Annotated in this window: 17 protein-coding genes; 5 read left to right on the top strand and 12 right to left on the bottom strand. The window is 40.1% G+C overall.

What is annotated here, in order from left to right:
* Window positions 1-152: 152 nt before the first annotated feature.
* Both EGN73_RS00370 and EGN73_RS00365 read right to left on the bottom strand, forming a co-directional pair.
* Entirely contained in the window at window positions 153-1025 is an 873-nt protein-coding gene (locus EGN73_RS00370; RefSeq protein ID WP_219286057.1) for a LysR family transcriptional regulator, read from the bottom strand.
* 268 nt (window positions 1026-1293) lie between these two features.
* Entirely contained in the window at window positions 1294-1728 is a 435-nt protein-coding gene (locus tag EGN73_RS00365; protein WP_246611399.1) for a GxxExxY protein, read from the bottom strand.
* A gap of 336 nt (window positions 1729-2064) precedes the next feature.
* Here EGN73_RS00365 and hutH point away from each other — a divergent pair, with 336 nt between their 5' ends.
* From hutH to EGN73_RS22790, 5 genes are all read left to right on the top strand, one after another.
* Window positions 2065-3633, top strand: a complete 1569-nt coding sequence (hutH, locus tag EGN73_RS00360) for a histidine ammonia-lyase (protein WP_219286056.1) — start codon at window positions 2065-2067, stop codon at window positions 3631-3633.
* A 196-nt stretch (window positions 3634-3829) separates the two neighbouring features.
* A complete protein-coding gene (gene hutI, locus EGN73_RS00355; RefSeq protein WP_219286055.1) occupies window positions 3830-5074 on the top strand; it encodes an imidazolonepropionase in 1245 nt (414 codons plus the stop codon).
* A gap of 224 nt (window positions 5075-5298) precedes the next feature.
* Window positions 5299-7293, top strand: coding sequence for a urocanate hydratase (locus EGN73_RS00350; protein ID WP_219286054.1), 1995 nt, complete (start codon window positions 5299-5301; stop codon window positions 7291-7293).
* Between the two features lie 31 nt (window positions 7294-7324).
* On the top strand, window positions 7325-7507 hold the full coding sequence (locus EGN73_RS00345; protein ID WP_009034835.1) for a hypothetical protein: 183 nt from the start codon (window positions 7325-7327) through the stop codon (window positions 7505-7507).
* Window positions 7508-7546: 39 nt separating this feature from the next.
* On the top strand, window positions 7547-7801 hold the full coding sequence (locus EGN73_RS22790; RefSeq protein WP_219286950.1) for a type II toxin-antitoxin system RelE/ParE family toxin: 255 nt from the start codon (window positions 7547-7549) through the stop codon (window positions 7799-7801).
* Here the strand turns inward: EGN73_RS22790 and EGN73_RS00335 are convergent.
* The 10 genes from EGN73_RS00335 to EGN73_RS00290 form a co-directional block, all read right to left on the bottom strand.
* Complete coding sequence (locus tag EGN73_RS00335) at window positions 7793-8506, bottom strand: CPBP family intramembrane glutamic endopeptidase (protein ID WP_219286053.1); 714 nt, start codon at window positions 8504-8506, stop codon at window positions 7793-7795. The genes EGN73_RS22790 and EGN73_RS00335 overlap by 9 nt on opposite strands.
* Window positions 8507-8785: 279 nt before the next feature.
* Window positions 8786-9010, bottom strand: a complete 225-nt coding sequence (locus tag EGN73_RS00330; protein ID WP_219286052.1) for a Blp family class II bacteriocin — start codon at window positions 9008-9010, stop codon at window positions 8786-8788.
* A 560-nt stretch (window positions 9011-9570) separates the two neighbouring features.
* Entirely contained in the window at window positions 9571-10308 is a 738-nt protein-coding gene (istB, locus tag EGN73_RS00325; protein ID WP_219286051.1) for an IS21-like element helper ATPase IstB, read from the bottom strand.
* An 11-nt stretch (window positions 10309-10319) separates the two neighbouring features.
* The gene (gene istA, locus EGN73_RS00320; protein WP_219286050.1) at window positions 10320-11867 is read right to left on the bottom strand and encodes an IS21 family transposase; all 1548 of its coding nucleotides are present in this window, start codon (window positions 11865-11867) and stop codon (window positions 10320-10322) included.
* A gap of 175 nt (window positions 11868-12042) precedes the next feature.
* The gene (locus EGN73_RS00315; protein ID WP_219286049.1) at window positions 12043-12516 is read right to left on the bottom strand and encodes a hypothetical protein; all 474 of its coding nucleotides are present in this window, start codon (window positions 12514-12516) and stop codon (window positions 12043-12045) included.
* Between the two features lie 365 nt (window positions 12517-12881).
* Window positions 12882-13067, bottom strand: coding sequence for a hypothetical protein (locus EGN73_RS00310; RefSeq protein WP_219286048.1), 186 nt, complete (start codon window positions 13065-13067; stop codon window positions 12882-12884).
* Window positions 13068-13079: 12 nt separating this feature from the next.
* A complete protein-coding gene (locus EGN73_RS00305) occupies window positions 13080-13259 on the bottom strand; it encodes a class IIb bacteriocin, lactobin A/cerein 7B family (protein ID WP_219286047.1) in 180 nt (59 codons plus the stop codon).
* A gap of 265 nt (window positions 13260-13524) precedes the next feature.
* Window positions 13525-13629, bottom strand: a complete 105-nt coding sequence (locus tag EGN73_RS22785) for a hypothetical protein (protein WP_425515015.1) — start codon at window positions 13627-13629, stop codon at window positions 13525-13527.
* An 894-nt stretch (window positions 13630-14523) separates the two neighbouring features.
* Window positions 14524-15018, bottom strand: coding sequence for a CPBP family glutamic-type intramembrane protease (locus tag EGN73_RS00295; protein ID WP_246611398.1), 495 nt, complete (start codon window positions 15016-15018; stop codon window positions 14524-14526).
* Between the two features lie 204 nt (window positions 15019-15222).
* Window positions 15223-15543 (bottom strand): HTH domain-containing protein, encoded by a 321-nt coding sequence (locus EGN73_RS00290; RefSeq protein ID WP_219286046.1) that lies wholly within the window; start codon window positions 15541-15543, stop codon window positions 15223-15225.
* Window positions 15544-15559 lie beyond the last annotated feature (16 nt).

Raw genomic sequence — 15559 nt, 5'->3', positions numbered from 1 at the left:
TTCATATTAAATCCGTTGACTTAACATTTTTAGTCAACGGATTTTTCATTATTTTCATTTGTTAAATTCCTAATTGTAATTTTAAACGGGCACTTGTTTCACTACTTTTATCTATAATATTTCAAACAATATCTATCAATATCACTATTAATTTATATCAACCCCAACACCTTACCCAATGCCGCATTCCTATTCCCCTTTTTCCATACTGCATACAGCTCTGTTTTCTGCTTGATTTTATCCAGTTCGATAAACTTCACCTTTAAATCATAACCTTGCTTTAATGAAGTTGGTACGATGGCCACACCCAATCCAGCCTCCACCAATTTGAAAATGGTCAGAGCATGGACAGACTTATGGGTGATGTGCGGTGAAAATCCCTTATCCTCACAGATAGACATGATCTTGTCATAGTAAATGGAGGAATAGTCCTGAGAAAAGAGGATAAAATTTTTCTCCTTCAATTGCCCTATATGCTTGAATTCATGCTCCGATAAAGGATGCTCTCTCGGCAATACCACCGAAAAAGTATCCTGATGGACCATTTTCATTTCCAAGGATTCCGGAACCCGCGCCAACCGTACAAATCCCAAATCCAGCTTATCCTTCTCCAACATTTCGATCTGCATCGCATTGCTGAGTTCTTCCAAAGAAGTCTGGATTCCGGGATAAGTTTGGGAGATTTTGACGAGGAGCTCAGGAATTACTGTATGAGCCGCAGAGCCTAGAAATCCAACCCTCAACTCCCCGATGTTACCCGCAGCAATTTCCTTCAGTTGGGTTTTAGTGAGTTCCAGGTGATTGAAGATGTAGTCTACTTCAGCTTTGAGGAATTGACCAGCAGCTGTGAGTTCGACTTTTCTCTTGGTCCGCTCAAAGAGTTGTACTTCCAATATCTCCTCCATCTGCTTGACCTGACGGCTGAGACCTGGCTGGGATATAAATAATCGCTCTGCAGCCCGGCCAAAGTTGAGTTCTTCGGCTACGGCGCGGAAATATTCGAGGTGTCTTAATTCTATAGTCAAAATCCAAAGTTTTTGATGTCACAAAGACACAAAGAAAGGTAATATGGGCCACAAAGGCACTGAGGCACTAAGAAAGATTTGAGTGGCCACAAAGGCACAAAGACACTAAGAATATTTTTATATGCCACATGTCCTCTTAGGCATTTGGCTTACGGAAAAGATAGGACTAGGTATTGCCACCATTTCATTTATTAGGTTGGTATTTATGATTTTTGGTTTAACCTTTATTCAATTTTCTTCGTGCCTTTGCGTCTTAGTGGCAATACATTTAATTACGAAACCTCCTTATCCCATTCTTTATTAATGGTACATTAAAGTTTCTCAAATAACCAAGGGATAAACCTGTCAATTTCAAATGACTGATAATCTGAGCTTCCCAAACAGGATTTACTTGTTCTACTGATTTGATCTCAATAACAACTTTATCTTCGACCAATAAATCTAACCTCAGACCTTCATCAAATTGTATTCCATCATACTGAATTGGAATAGTAACTTGTCTTTTTACATCCAAACCTACTTTTCTCAGTTCATGCGCCAAACAAACTTCATAGATTTTTTCTAAAAGCCCGGGCCCAATACTTTTATGGATGATGTAAGAAGCATTTACAATACACTTTCCTATCCTTTCTTCTTCAATACTGAGCGCATTAAATTCAATTTCATAAAAGTTTAAATCATTGAAACCAAAATACGACTGCAAATTAATAGACCCAAGTATTACTGTGAATTTAAACGTTTATTTTTAAATAACCAATAGTTATTATTAATGCATGAAATTGGTATTTATAATTATGTTTATAACTGACTATTTTTGAATTTCAATGCCACGAAGTCACGAAGGCTCAAAGAATAATTTCTAGGTATTGGTATTTTCTAGCCATATTTAATTCGTAGTGCCTTTGCGCCCCTGTCTGCATTCAGGCAGGTTTGCAGCAAACCAAAGTACAAATCTTAGTGCCTTTGTGCCATTGTGGAAAACCAAAATAAAAATCTTAGTGCCTTTGTGCCTTTGTGGCAATAAACCAACAAGACTCCTATGAAAACCTTCCAATACGCCCAACAACACCTCACAGCTTCCATTGCCCTGGGAATTGCCAGAGGGGAAATGAGAGGTATCCTTACCCCTGAGACACGGGAAAAAGTTAAATCCAGTGCTGCTGCGGTTGAAAAAATCGTAGCCAATGGCCAACCTGTCTATGGCATCAATACCGGTTTTGGGCCATTGTGCACTACGCTGATCTCACCCGATCAGACCCGTAAACTCCAGGAGAACCTGCTCAAAAGCCATGCAGTAGGTGTCGGTGAACCTATTCCTGTGGAGATTTCCAAGCTGATGCTGATCCTAAAAATCCATGCATTGGCAAAAGGTTTCTCGGGAATTCAGGAAGATACACTGGACAGAATGATTTGGCATATTGAGCAAGATATCATTCCCGTAGTACCCAAGCAGGGTTCCGTAGGTGCATCAGGTGACCTCGCTCCTCTCTCCCACTTGTTTTTGCCGCTGATAGGATTGGGAAAAGTGCATGTAGGTGGAAAATTACGCTCGGCAGCCGAAGTCCTCCAAGTGCATCAGCTGTCCCCCATCCACCTAGGCCCCAAAGAAGGTTTAGGCCTGATCAATGGTACGCAGTTTATTGCAGCGTTTGGAGTGAAAGTTCTAGAGCGCTTTTATAATATCCTTGCCCATGCAGACATCACCGGTGCCATGATGCTGGAAGGATTGTTGGGTTCGATCAAGCCATTTTCCGCAGAGCTCCATCAGCTACGGCCCTACGCAGGTAATCAACATGTAGCGCAGACCATCCTAAACCTCTTACATGAATCTGAGATTGTGCATTCCCATGCTACCTGTGCAAGGGTTCAGGATCCGTATTCTTTACGCTGTATGCCGCAGGTGCATGGCGCTTCCAGAAATGCCTGGCTGCACCTGAAACAAATCCTGGAAATTGAAATCAACTCTGTGACTGATAATCCTGTAGTCTTTGACGAAAACCACACCATCAGCGGCGGCAATTTCCATGGGCAGCCAATAGCCATGCCATTGGATTATGCTTGTTTGGCCGCATCGGAAATCGGGAACATTTCCGACCGTAGGATTTACCTTTCCTTGGAAGGTGATACGCCAGGAGTTCCCAAACTACTATTGAAAGAAACCGGCCTGAACTCAGGATTTATGATCCCCCAATACACTACAGCAGCTTTGGCTTCCGAGAATAAGGGGCTATGTTTTCCTTCCTCTGCTGACAGTATCCCGACTTCCCTAGGTCAGGAAGACCATGTAAGTATGGGAAGTATAGGAGCCAGAAAAGCCTTGCAGGTCATCGAAAATGTGGAAAAAATACTCGGAGTAGAACTATTCTGTGCTGCTCAAGCAGTGGATTTCCATGCACCTTTGAAATCCGGGAAGATCATGACTGCCCTCTACGAACATGTGCGCACCAAAATCAAGCATGTCACCGAAGATCAGCTTATGTATAAAGATATGGAAACTGCCATTGAGATCATCCGAAGTGGGGAATTGCTTAACTTGGCAAGGGAGGTTGCTGAGAAAGAAGGATTGGAATTGGAGACGCAATGGTCAGGGGATTTTGATAAATTTTAAAGAAAGCCACAAAGTCTCCAAGGCACTAAGAAAATAGCGGGTAAATATTACTTGGCAATATAAGATGCGAGAAATCAGAAACAAGAAGGAAGACAGTTTTCTCTATCTTACAAAAGATTTTGCGACTTTGCGGCTTTGCGAGCCAAATACCAAAGCTTTGTGTCTTTGTGCCTTTGTGGCAATTTAAAAAATGAATATGCAAACCATCAAACATACCTTCATAGGCCCTATCCGGCAAGCGGTTACCATGGCAGGACTTCCCTTGAAAGGAGCGCTTAAAGATGAACAACTGGAGATTATTTCTGAAGCAGGTATCCTGATCAAAAATGATAAAATCCATCAGGTCGGTAACTATTGGGACCTGTATCCCGAAGCACAGTCTATCGGGGCAGAAATGGTGAATCTCAAAGGCGATTTTGTGGCATTACCCGGCCTGATCGACTGTCATACACATATATGTTTCGGTGGTAGCCGTGCCCAAGACTATGCCATGCGGAATGCAGGCAAATCCTACCTGGAAATCGCCAAAGCAGGTGGAGGTATCTGGGATACGGTCACACAAACCCGCAAAGCCAATCTAGAAAAGCTAGTTCAACTGACCCTTCAGCGAGCCAACAGGCACCTCAAAGACGGTATCACCACCATTGAAGTCAAAAGCGGTTATGGCCTCTCCGTAGCCGAAGAACTCAAAATGCTCCGAGCCATCCAAGAAGCCAATGAAAGTACCTATGCAGACCTTGTTCCAACTTGTCTAGCTGCCCATATCCCACCTAAAGACTTTCAAGGAACCCAAAGGGATTATTTGAAAAGCATAAGTGAGGAAGTTTTTCCTGTTTTAAAGGCAGAAGGTTTAGCCAATCGAATTGATGCATTTATCGAAGAGACTGCTTTTACTGCTGATGATATCCATTCTTATTTCCAAAAAGCAAAAGAAATGGGTTTTGACATCACCGTGCATGCAGACCAGTTTCATGCTGGCGGTTCACTAGTAGCAGTGGATTTCGGAGCCATTTCAGCAGACCACCTAGAAGCCAGCACCGAAAAGGAAATTGAGTTATTGGCAAGTTCAGACACCATAGCAGTAGCCTTGCCTGGTGCCTCCATGGGTTTGGGTGTAGCCTATACTCCCGCACGAAAACTACTAGATGCTGGTGCTTCCCTGGCCATCGCCTCTGACTGGAATCCAGGTTCGGCCCCCATGGGTGATTTGCTTATGCAGGCTGCTGTTTTAGGAACTTACGAGAAACTCAGCAATGCTGAAATTCTCGCTGCCATCACCACAAGAGCCGCAGCCGCACTCAACCTCCACGACCGAGGACAATTGAATCTAGGTATGTTGGCCGATATCGTTCTTTTCCCTACCGCTGACTATAGAGAGATTACTTATCAGCAGGGAAGGTTGAAGCCGTCTAAGGTATTTAAAAGGGGAATAGAGGTGTAATTGATATAAAGCTGATATTCGATGGAAATATAGTTGAAATAAGCCTGTGGCGAAATATTGTGGAAATAAGTTCTCCTTGTCACCTCGACGATAGGAGAGGTCTATTTTATCTCAGGTTGGCAATAGATTTCTCCTGGCGTCGAAATGACAAGTTGAAGCCCAATTCAGTAGCATTCATTAATTCTTAATTCAGCATTTTAGAATCCAAAACAAAAAAATCAAACATGACCTTCCAAGACCAAATAACCCAAGGCATACCCTCTACCCTACCCTCTAAGAAGCAACCAAATCCTGATTTTTCGCATGCACCTAAGCGAAAAGATATTTTGAGTGCAGAAGAGAAAAAGTTGGCGGTGAGAAATGCGCTTCGCTATTTCCCCAAAGACTGGCATGCGGAACTGGCAAAGGAGTTTTTTGAAGAGTTACAGGAATACGGAAGGATCTATATGTACCGATTTATGCCGGACTATGAAATGTTTGCCAGGCCGATTTCGGAATATCCAGCCAAAAGCCAACAGGCAGCAGCCATCATGCTGATGATCCAAAATAACCTGGATCCAGCAGTGGCCCAACATCCGCAAGAACTAATTACATACGGTGGAAATGGGGCTGTTTTCCAAAACTGGGCCCAGTACTTGCTCACCATGCAATATTTGTCTGAAATGACAGACGAGCAAACCCTCCACATTTACTCTGGTCATCCAATGGGACTTTTCCCTTCTTCCAAAGATGCCCCAAGAGTCGTAGTCACCAATGGGATGATGATCCCCAACTATTCCAAACCTGATGATTGGGAGAAATACAATGCGCTCGGCGTCACCCAATATGGACAGATGACCGCAGGTTCGTATATGTATATTGGCCCTCAGGGAATTGTGCATGGTACGACCATTACGGTAATGAATGCTTTTAGAAAAAAATTAGGTGCAGCTATCAACCCCAAAGGAAAGGTCTTCCTGACCGCAGGTTTGGGAGGCATGTCAGGTGCCCAACCCAAAGCAGGGAATATCGCAGGCTGTATCACCGTATGTGCAGAAGTTAACCCCAAAGCCGCTCACAAAAGACATGAACAAGGTTGGGTAGATGAGTTGGTAGAAGATTTGGATGAATTGGTCTCAAGAGTAAGAATAGCACAAGAAAAACAGGAAGTAGTCTCCATCGCCTTTCTGGGCAATATAGTGGATGTATGGGAGAAGTTTGACGAGGAAAATATCACCGTAGAATTGGGTTCCGATCAGACTTCCCTGCACAATCCTTGGGCCGGGGGATATTATCCTGTGGGTTTGAGTTTCGAGGAAGCCAATATCATGATGGCCAATGACCCAGAAACTTTTAAATCAAAAGTTCAAGATTCACTCCGTCGACACGCTGCAGCTGTAAATAAACATGTGGCCAAAGGAACCTACTTTTTTGATTATGGCAATGCTTTCCTACTAGAAGCCTCCCGTGCCGGGGCTGAAGTGATGGCTGAAAATGGTAATGATTTTCGATATCCATCCTACGTACAGGATATTTTAGGCCCTATGTGTTTTGATTATGGATTTGGTCCCTTCCGCTGGGTTTGTACCTCGGGCAATCCAGAAGACTTAGAGAAAACCGACCGCATCGCTATAGAAGTCATGAAGAAAATCAAAGCCACTGCTCCAACAGAAATCCAACAGCAGATGCAGGACAATATCAAATGGATAAAAGAGGCTGGGAAAAACAAGTTGGTGGTGGGCTCACAGGCCAGGATCCTTTATGCTGATGCTGAGGGCAGAATCAAAATTGCCCAAGCTTTCAACAAAGCTGTTCAAAAAGGCGATATTTCCGCACCGGTAGTCTTGGGCAGAGATCACCACGATGTCAGCGGCACAGACTCCCCTTTCCGGGAAACAAGCAATATCTATGATGGCAGCAAGTTTACAGCAGATATGGCGATTCACAATGTAATCGGAGACAGTTTCCGTGGTGCCACCTGGGTTTCCATCCACAATGGAGGCGGTGTAGGCTGGGGCGAGGTCATCAATGGAGGTTTCGGTATGCTCCTCGACGGTACAGAAGAAGCCAATCGCAGACTTCAATCTATGCTGCTTTATGATGTGAACAATGGCATTTCCCGCAGGGCTTGGGCCAGAAACGAGGAGGCTTTGTTTGCGATAAAAAGGGAGATGGAAAGGACCCCTGGATTAAAGGTCACGCTGCCGGAGATGGTAGATGAGGATTTGTTGGGGTTTTGAAAATTAGCTAACTTGTACAAAAACTTTGACTATGTTAACAAAATCACAGGTAAAGAGGCAATTGGAGAAACTTCCTGAGGAATTTTCATTGGATGAACTTGTGGAGCAATTAATACTTATCCAGAAAGTTGAAAAAGGACTGAAAGACTCCAATGAGAATAAGTTTATTTCAGAGGAGGACCTGGATAAAGAAATCGAAAAATGGTTCGAATAAACTGGACTGATCAGGCTGTATATGATTTAAAAGAAATAGCTGACTTTATTTAGTAAAGATTCTGTCAAATATGCCAGATTTCAGGTTAAGCGACTAAAAACTCGGAATGACATCCTTAAAACAAACCCTTTTTCTGGTCAAACTACAGATTTTTTCAATGATAAGACCATAAGGCAATTGACTGAAGGAAGTTACATTATCATTTACAAAATAATCAATGAAAGTAGAATTGATATTCTTACTGTTCATCATACTGCAAGAAACTTGAACAAGAGAAATCTTGGATTATTGTAAAAATTTCGGATTGGGAGGACCGGGTTTTAAGAAAATAATCATCAATATGATTATACATCTCATCATAATCCCCAAGACACTTCCCTCAGGTCCTTGATCGCCACCGTTAAAAAATATATCCGTAACAATTTCAATCTGAAAAAGACCAACTTGTTCCATTCCGGAAACGGGGAAACCCAATACAGGTCCTTGGATAAAATTCCAGAAAAAATGGATGGCTATGGGAACCCATACAGTCTGGAATTTCAGAAATGCGTAGCCATACATGATTCCTCCTAGAAAATAGCTGAGCACTTCTAATGTATTTTGAGGAAAATGTGCGAAGGAGAACAGCAATGCTGTCAGTACTAAAGCAGCTACTTTTTTCCTAGTGAAATAGAATAAACTGGAAAAAATAAAAACCCTGAAAACAAGCTCCTCAAATATTACCGCTGACAATTCAGACGGAACAGTTTTCAGCAAAGCGGACAGATCAAAAGCTCTTTCAATTGAAATCAGATTCCATTTGACATTCAACAAGGTCAATCCTACAAAAAGAACAAAAACAAGCATCAAGAAGGCCGCAATGACCTTCAGGTGATATTTGTCGATATACAAACCAACAAAACCCATCAGATTTTTTCTAATAGGATAAAGTACAGCTATTCCATGAACAAGTAAAATCAAGCCAAGAAAAATACTAAGTCCAAAAACCAATTCAATCATAAAACATTGTAAAGCATTTTACATAAAGCTAATAGCAAGTACCTAATCTGAAAACTAAACTACAGAACCCCATTTAGCCATGTATTCACAAATAGAATTATGGAATATAATGTTATTTGTGAACACATGGCTTCCAAGAACCCATTTCGGGAGTAGAGGTAGGCTAATCATCTGTAATACTTAATTCCAAAATATTTATTTATAAAAAAGCTATCTGACTAAAGAGATAGCTTTTTTGAATTTGAAAAATGGTTTAGGTTAACACCTATAACTTTGAAACTACTTATCCCTTATATACTTCCAAGTATAATAACATGCGAGACCAACCCCAACACCTATAAGAAGTACTCCTATTGTAAGACCACAACCAACAGCCAAGGCCGCTGCACCAGAAACTGATGCTGGCTCTCCTCCATTGATTTGCTTTAAATCATCAAAATCTAACTCATCGAAATTCAAATTATCAAGAACTTCATTCGAAAATTTATTTACAACCAGTTCCATAAAATTAATCTGTTATAATACCAATAAATATCCCTAGGAAAAAACCAACTAAAAACGCAATAAATGCAATAGTCTGAATGGTTCTTCCTAAATCTGAATTTAATACTTCCAAAACAGTCTTAATCATATTAAAATTAATTTAGTTCACGGCAGCTCCAATCGCTATCCCGCCAGCAAACCCTGCTAAGAAACAAGCTCCACTTGCGGCTGTTACTTGACTTGCGGTAAAAACTATTTATTCGATAACTGTTGAACAAAAATATTAAACTACAATACTTGAAACAACCTTAATTCACAGACTTAAAGTTGAAATAAGTAAAGAGAAAAAAGGCAGTAAATTCCAAACTCCATGGAATATTATACTAGCCAAAATCCCTTTTATATAAAACACATAACAAGCGATTAATCCACTAAAAAACCTAGTCGTTATTACAAAAGTAGTATTTATGAAATTCTCTGAAAAAACTGAGTAGTCGACAAATGGATATTTCGGTCTGACCATGCCAGTCATTTCGGTCAAACCGTGCCACTTTGAAAGATCGCTTAAAGTAGGTTAATTTTTATTCATTTTTCAAGACTCCCTTTCTTAAAGATTCTCCTTTGAGATCTATTCTATGTGAGGAGTTTACCAGTCTGTCCAATATAGCGTCTGCAATAGTCCCTTCTCCAATGATGTCATACCATGCTGAGACGGGTATCTGGGATGAAACAATGGTGGAAGTCTCATTGAATCTGTCATCTATAATATCCATCAATATTTCCCGGGCAGTCGCATCGAATGCCTGTAATCCAAAGTCATCAAGTATCAGAACATTTGTTTTCTGAAGTTTCCTGAGTTCTTTGAGGTAAGTACCGTCTACTTTGGAAAGTTTGAGTTTTGCCAGGATTCGTGAGGTGCTCGCATAAACGGTCCTGTAGCCCATCAGGCATGCCTGGTTTCCAAGTGCCTGTGCGAGATAACTTTTCCCGACTCCCGATGGGCCTGTCAGAATGATATTTTCCTTTTTCTTTATAAAGGATAGGGTCGCAAGCCTGCCAAACATATTCCGGTCAAGGTTTCTGTTGTGACTGTAGTCGATATCGGCAACTGAGGCTTTCTGTTTGAATAAGGCCCCCTTGATCAGTCTTGCCATTTTTTTGCCCTGCCTGTCCTCCCATTCGTGATCGGCCAGCAGAGTAATATACTCATCGGGCGTAAAGGCGGTAAACCTGTTGTCTTTTACATTCTGGTAATGGAGTTCTGCCATGGCACCCAGTCTCATCTGCCTGAGTTTTTCCACTGTCTGGTTACTGTTCATAATTGTTTTGTTTATTGGTAATTGGATGCTCCTCTGATGTTTTCATGTATGGGTATATGGGATTTTTTTGTATCCGGAGGCTCTTCGGGAGCAACCCTGTCGAGATTGTTTTCAAGAATGTTTTTAATCCTGTTCAACGATACCGCCTTAGCATATACAGCTCTGTTACATGCAGCGTCAAGCCTTTCCCTGCCGTAGCTTTTTGATAGCTGTATGATACCTATTGCCCTTTTATAAGCGGTTTCAGGGTAATCCGAATCAATAAAGAGTCCGGTGATGCAGGCCAGCACGTTGGGACCGAGGGCGGAAGCCTGTTTCTTAAAGTATTCGGGATTCCAGTCGAGATATTTTTTATGTGTGCTGCTAAGATGGTCTGCCACGGTATTGTAGCTTCCCCTGGGCCCTCTTTTATGGAAAGCGATCCTTTCGTGACTGTAGTATATTTCCACGACATCCTTTGTATAATGGATCTGGGTAGACTTGCCTATAAACCTGTAGGGTACGCTGTAATGGCTTTTGTCCGGGGAAAAGTAAACATAGCCGATCTTCTGTACCTTTGCCCGTGTATAGTCCATCAGCTGGTAAATGCCATTGGAAAGCGGTTTGAGGAGAGCCCTTTCCACGGATTGGAAAAGCTCCCTTCTGCTGGCCTCCTTTCTCTGGAAGAGCATATTGTTGTAGTTCTCCAGAAGTCTTCTGATCTCCCCGTTGAGATCATCAAGAGAAAAGAAGGTCATCTCTCTTATGGGATAAAATATACGCTGGTAACTGAGCTGCACCGCATTCTCGACCAGTGCTTTATCCTGTGGGCTATATGGCCTTGTGGGATTGATCACACAGTCATAATGTCTGGCGAAGTCCTTGAGCGAACGGTTGATCTCAGGCTCGTATTTGCTGGATCTGGTAACGGCTGACTTGAGATTGTCCGATACTACTGCTTTGGGGACTCCTCCATAAAAACGCATCATGTTGTTCATACAGCTGATAAGGTCTTCACGTTTCTGGGTCCAGCAGGCTTCCACATAAGTATACAGGCTGAAAGGGAGAACAGATACAAAGATTTCAGCTTTCCTGACCTCTCCTGTTTCCCTGTCAACGATCTCAATCTTTGTACCTGCAAAGTCAATGAATACTTCATGGGCCGGAAGATGCTCAAGTTTCATAGATCCGGCAGCTCTTGCATATATCCTGTGATAATGCTCTAAAAACTGGGTATAGCTGTAAGGGTCTTCTACGAGCTGCCTGTATTCATCATAGTGATGCAGGAAGGTGAATCCGGGATGGTTTCTGGCCGCTTTACCCTGTTCAAAATACTTGGTCAGGGCATCAAACCTCTCGTTTTTGATAGTGGTACGGGATGGGAAAATCTCCCTGAGCCTGCCATTATTGAATGCTAAAATCTCATCAACTTCATATTCCGAGGCAGTAAGCCAGGAAATATATTGGTTGACAGTGTTGCGGGAAATACCCAGAACCGAACCAATCTTACGGTTACTGAGTCCATCCCTGTGCAAACTGAAAATCTGTTTAATGTCCATAGGATCAAGTACGTTGGCCATATCTTCTTTTTTTAAGACGATATAGCAGGTTAAACTTGATCTTTCAAAGTATTGGGGTAAACCTGGCCAAAATTGTGGCACAAATCAAACCGAAATCCGATTCAGAAAACTGGCACGGTTTGACCGAAATAGGCGGCACAGTTACACCGAAATAGGTGGCACAAATCGAACCGTATTATCCAACAAAGGCGATATGGGCTATACCAAACATAATCGAAGAAGTATAAACTAGGAAAAGCTGGCTTACATGAAACCCGGATTTCTTAAAAGTAAACAAAATCCCTAAGTAGCCCCCTATGAGCACAAGACCAAAAACAGAATCATAAAATAGAATTATCGCTCCAACAAAGGATATTACTATAGACCTAAACTTCATATTTGTATGGTACCTAAAAACAATCTCTTCCAAAATCGGAGCAAGAATAATAAAATTCAAAAATATCTTTAAAATCCCTTTATCTCCAAGTAGATGAGCATTATCACTGCCTCCAAAACCTAATAAAATTCTAAAAATTAAAACCACAAATACAAATACAAGGGCTTTGAATAAAAATAAATTCAAGTAAAATTTCCCATTGGTAATAGCTGGGAAAGTGAAATTTTCTCTCTTGAATAGAAATTGAGAAAACGACTTTAAAAGTTTTAACATATTTTTTAAAGAATATTAATTCTTGCCCTGTCAATTTGCTTATTACCGATGAGGCAATTAAGCAAATTGTATATACACAAATCTGTAGAAATTGAAATTAAATACTCTAAAGCGTATTTTAAGTCAATTAGTCCCTAAAAATCAAAGTAGAGATTTAAGCCAATCCCAATTGTAAAATATCCACAAAAATATTAGGAATGATAGGGTAAAAGTGAGTACAAATTTCAAGTTTTTCTTCATCGAGTCAGAATTAAAATGCCTTTTCATTGTCTTAAAGTTTTAAACTACCGCTCTTTATAACATTAAAAGTAATACATCAAAAGAAAATATTGGGTTTGTTAACCCAATATTTTCTTTTAAATAAACTAGCTCGGACATTTTTTAGCTTCTGCTACAATAACGCCCATTGCAATTGAATTGGGATTACTAGGTCCGCCCGAAGAGAAATAACCTGCAAGAAAATTACCTGCATACCTTAATCCACACCCTACATCATAAGCAAATCCTCCTCCGCTTAATACGAATAGTTCATTTTGATTTAAAGGTTCCATAGCAAAAGAATTTTAATTACATGTACATTTAATTTCAGGTTCCCCTTTAAGACCGGCTTTAAAATTGTCCCAATCCGAAATAATGGCTACAGCAGACGCAACTAGAATCCCTGCACCAACTGTTGCCCAGAATCCTAACCCCCCCTCAACCTCCACCATCTCCTCAAAACTCAATTCTTCAAACTTTTCCATAATTTAAACAATTTTCATTTTCCCCCCAACCTTTACCGGGCGCTGGGTTTTCCCAATCTCAGTCTGCCGGATTCTTAGCTAGCATGGTTCCCGACAACTGATCATAGAACTAAATTACCCTCCCTCCGTGCATAAAAACAGCACGGAGGAAAAAAAATGTATTTTTTTCTCCAAAATCCAATAATCACCAAATAATCATAATTTCTCTGCCTTATAGGAATTCCTATAAAGCATACTCGAATTTGCTTTTGTGAACAAAAAAAATCTAAGGGACTTCAGACGCAATTCTAAGACATTCCGATAAAAATGGCAGCAAATTCCAAAAAGCATGAAAAAGCATAGATACAATGACACCATTCCGGAAGTAGATGTAACAATAGAAAAGTCCTCCTATAAATTGAGGAACAGATTTTTAAAAAAAATCAACGATAGTCCCTGAATTATTCCAGTCAATGATCTGATAATGATGCGCAAAGGCAAAAATAATACTGGAAGAATAGATCAAAAGGAGTCTTGAGATGAAAATTTTTCGAATCCTAGTATAACCAACAAGAATAAAATACCACAATAAAATTACAATAAACCAGTCACCCCAAAATAAAATTATCGAAAGCAATAAAGCCAGCACTATGTTTTCTAACTTTAAATTTAGGTGATTTCTAAAAATCAATCCTTCCAAAATAGGTGCTAAAACTATGAAATTAACAAAAGTGTGAACGATGCTGGAACCTGCTCTTTGCTCAATATTGGAAAATTTCCCAAGACCAAAGACTATCGTCACGAGGCCTATATATAAACACAGCAGATAAAACTTTATGAAGAAAAGCCTTAAAAAAATAGACAATGTCAACTCTTTTTCCTCTTCTTGAATGGTACCACTAAGCGCAAAAGTTAACAGCTTTCGTTTTGTCATTTAACATGAACAATCGACTTCCATCCATCCTTGGATAAACCCATCAAGAAATTCATAGACAAAATAGCCTAAAACAACTAATGCGAATATCTTTATGCACCAACCTTTCCATGATTTTAAAAAATGAGAGCCCTTGATTTGAGGCAGTTCATTGTTCTTCATCTCATTATAAATTGCCATTTTTCTTTAATTTAATTCAACCTGATACTTTATATTTTTAAACCGATTTAAGTTCACATTATCAATTCCAATTCAATCCAGCCTCTTGATTTAGTAGCTTTCATTTAGAATACAACTCTAAATTACCCTCCCTCCGTGCATAAAAACAGCACGGAACAAAATTTTTCAATTTTATGGTTCATAAAAATAAATCGCTGGGATAACTAGAACCGCATTGTAAACTGCATGAAAAATCACCGCCCATTTCATACCATGGTTCAAACGAATATAGCTTAAAACCAATCCAACAATAAACTGTGCAGCCACCAATAAAGGCACTAAATAAAAGTAATTTCGATAATCAAAATCAGTAAAATTGACCATATGGATCAAGGCAAACATAGCTGAAGAAAAATAAACTACAAACTTCAGATTAGGAGTCTGTCCTCGATCGACTTTTACTAAAAGATAAATCAAGTAAATCCAAAATAGGACTAAAGGGTACCATATATTGTTTATCAACAAAAGCGACAAACCCAAACTCCATATGATAGAAGATTTTTTTAAGTCCAAATGTAACCTGTAAATAGGCTCTTCCAACACTGGAGCAACTAAGATGGCAAGGACTGCTACCAACCACTTTTGATTTTCCAGCAACTCTAGCATGATATTGTCAAACTGATCCATCCCGCCCATTCTAAAATCAAAGCGTAAGGAACGACAACTACCAGAGTTACAATCAATAAAAATAAAAAATCATACCCCCTTAAGTCAGTATAAGATTCAGCACGGTAAGGAGCTTTCAAAAAGGACAATAGATTTTCTAAAGTTTTTATATTTTTAAAATTTAAGTAAGTACAAATTAGTTTAAATTTATGTTTCAGTTAACTTTTATTGAGGTAAATAATGATTGACATATGAGTAATTACTAAAAGTCGCCAAACCTCCTACAAACTCCTTTGCATCCTTAGAAGTCAAAACTTCAAACCTCCAATCAATATATACCTGCTTTTCACAAGCGAACACGAAACTGTTCAACCTCCTTGAAAATTGAATATCCAAACCCATATCTTTCAAATACTCCAAATACACATACAATTGCCTGCGGCTTACACCCAGCCTTTCTGCCAGCGCCTCGGGACTTCCCGTCCTTTGTTCCCGGATAAGTTTGTTCATTAACTGTAATCTTTCTATTTGTTTGATAAATTCCATAGTGATTTAATTTATA

The organism is Arthrospiribacter ruber (genome assembly GCF_019343195.1).
In the GTDB taxonomy this organism is placed as follows: domain Bacteria; phylum Bacteroidota; class Bacteroidia; order Cytophagales; family Cyclobacteriaceae; genus Arthrospiribacter; species Arthrospiribacter ruber.
Note: the sequence above shows the minus strand (reverse complement) of the source record. Positions and strands in the feature narration are given on the sequence as shown.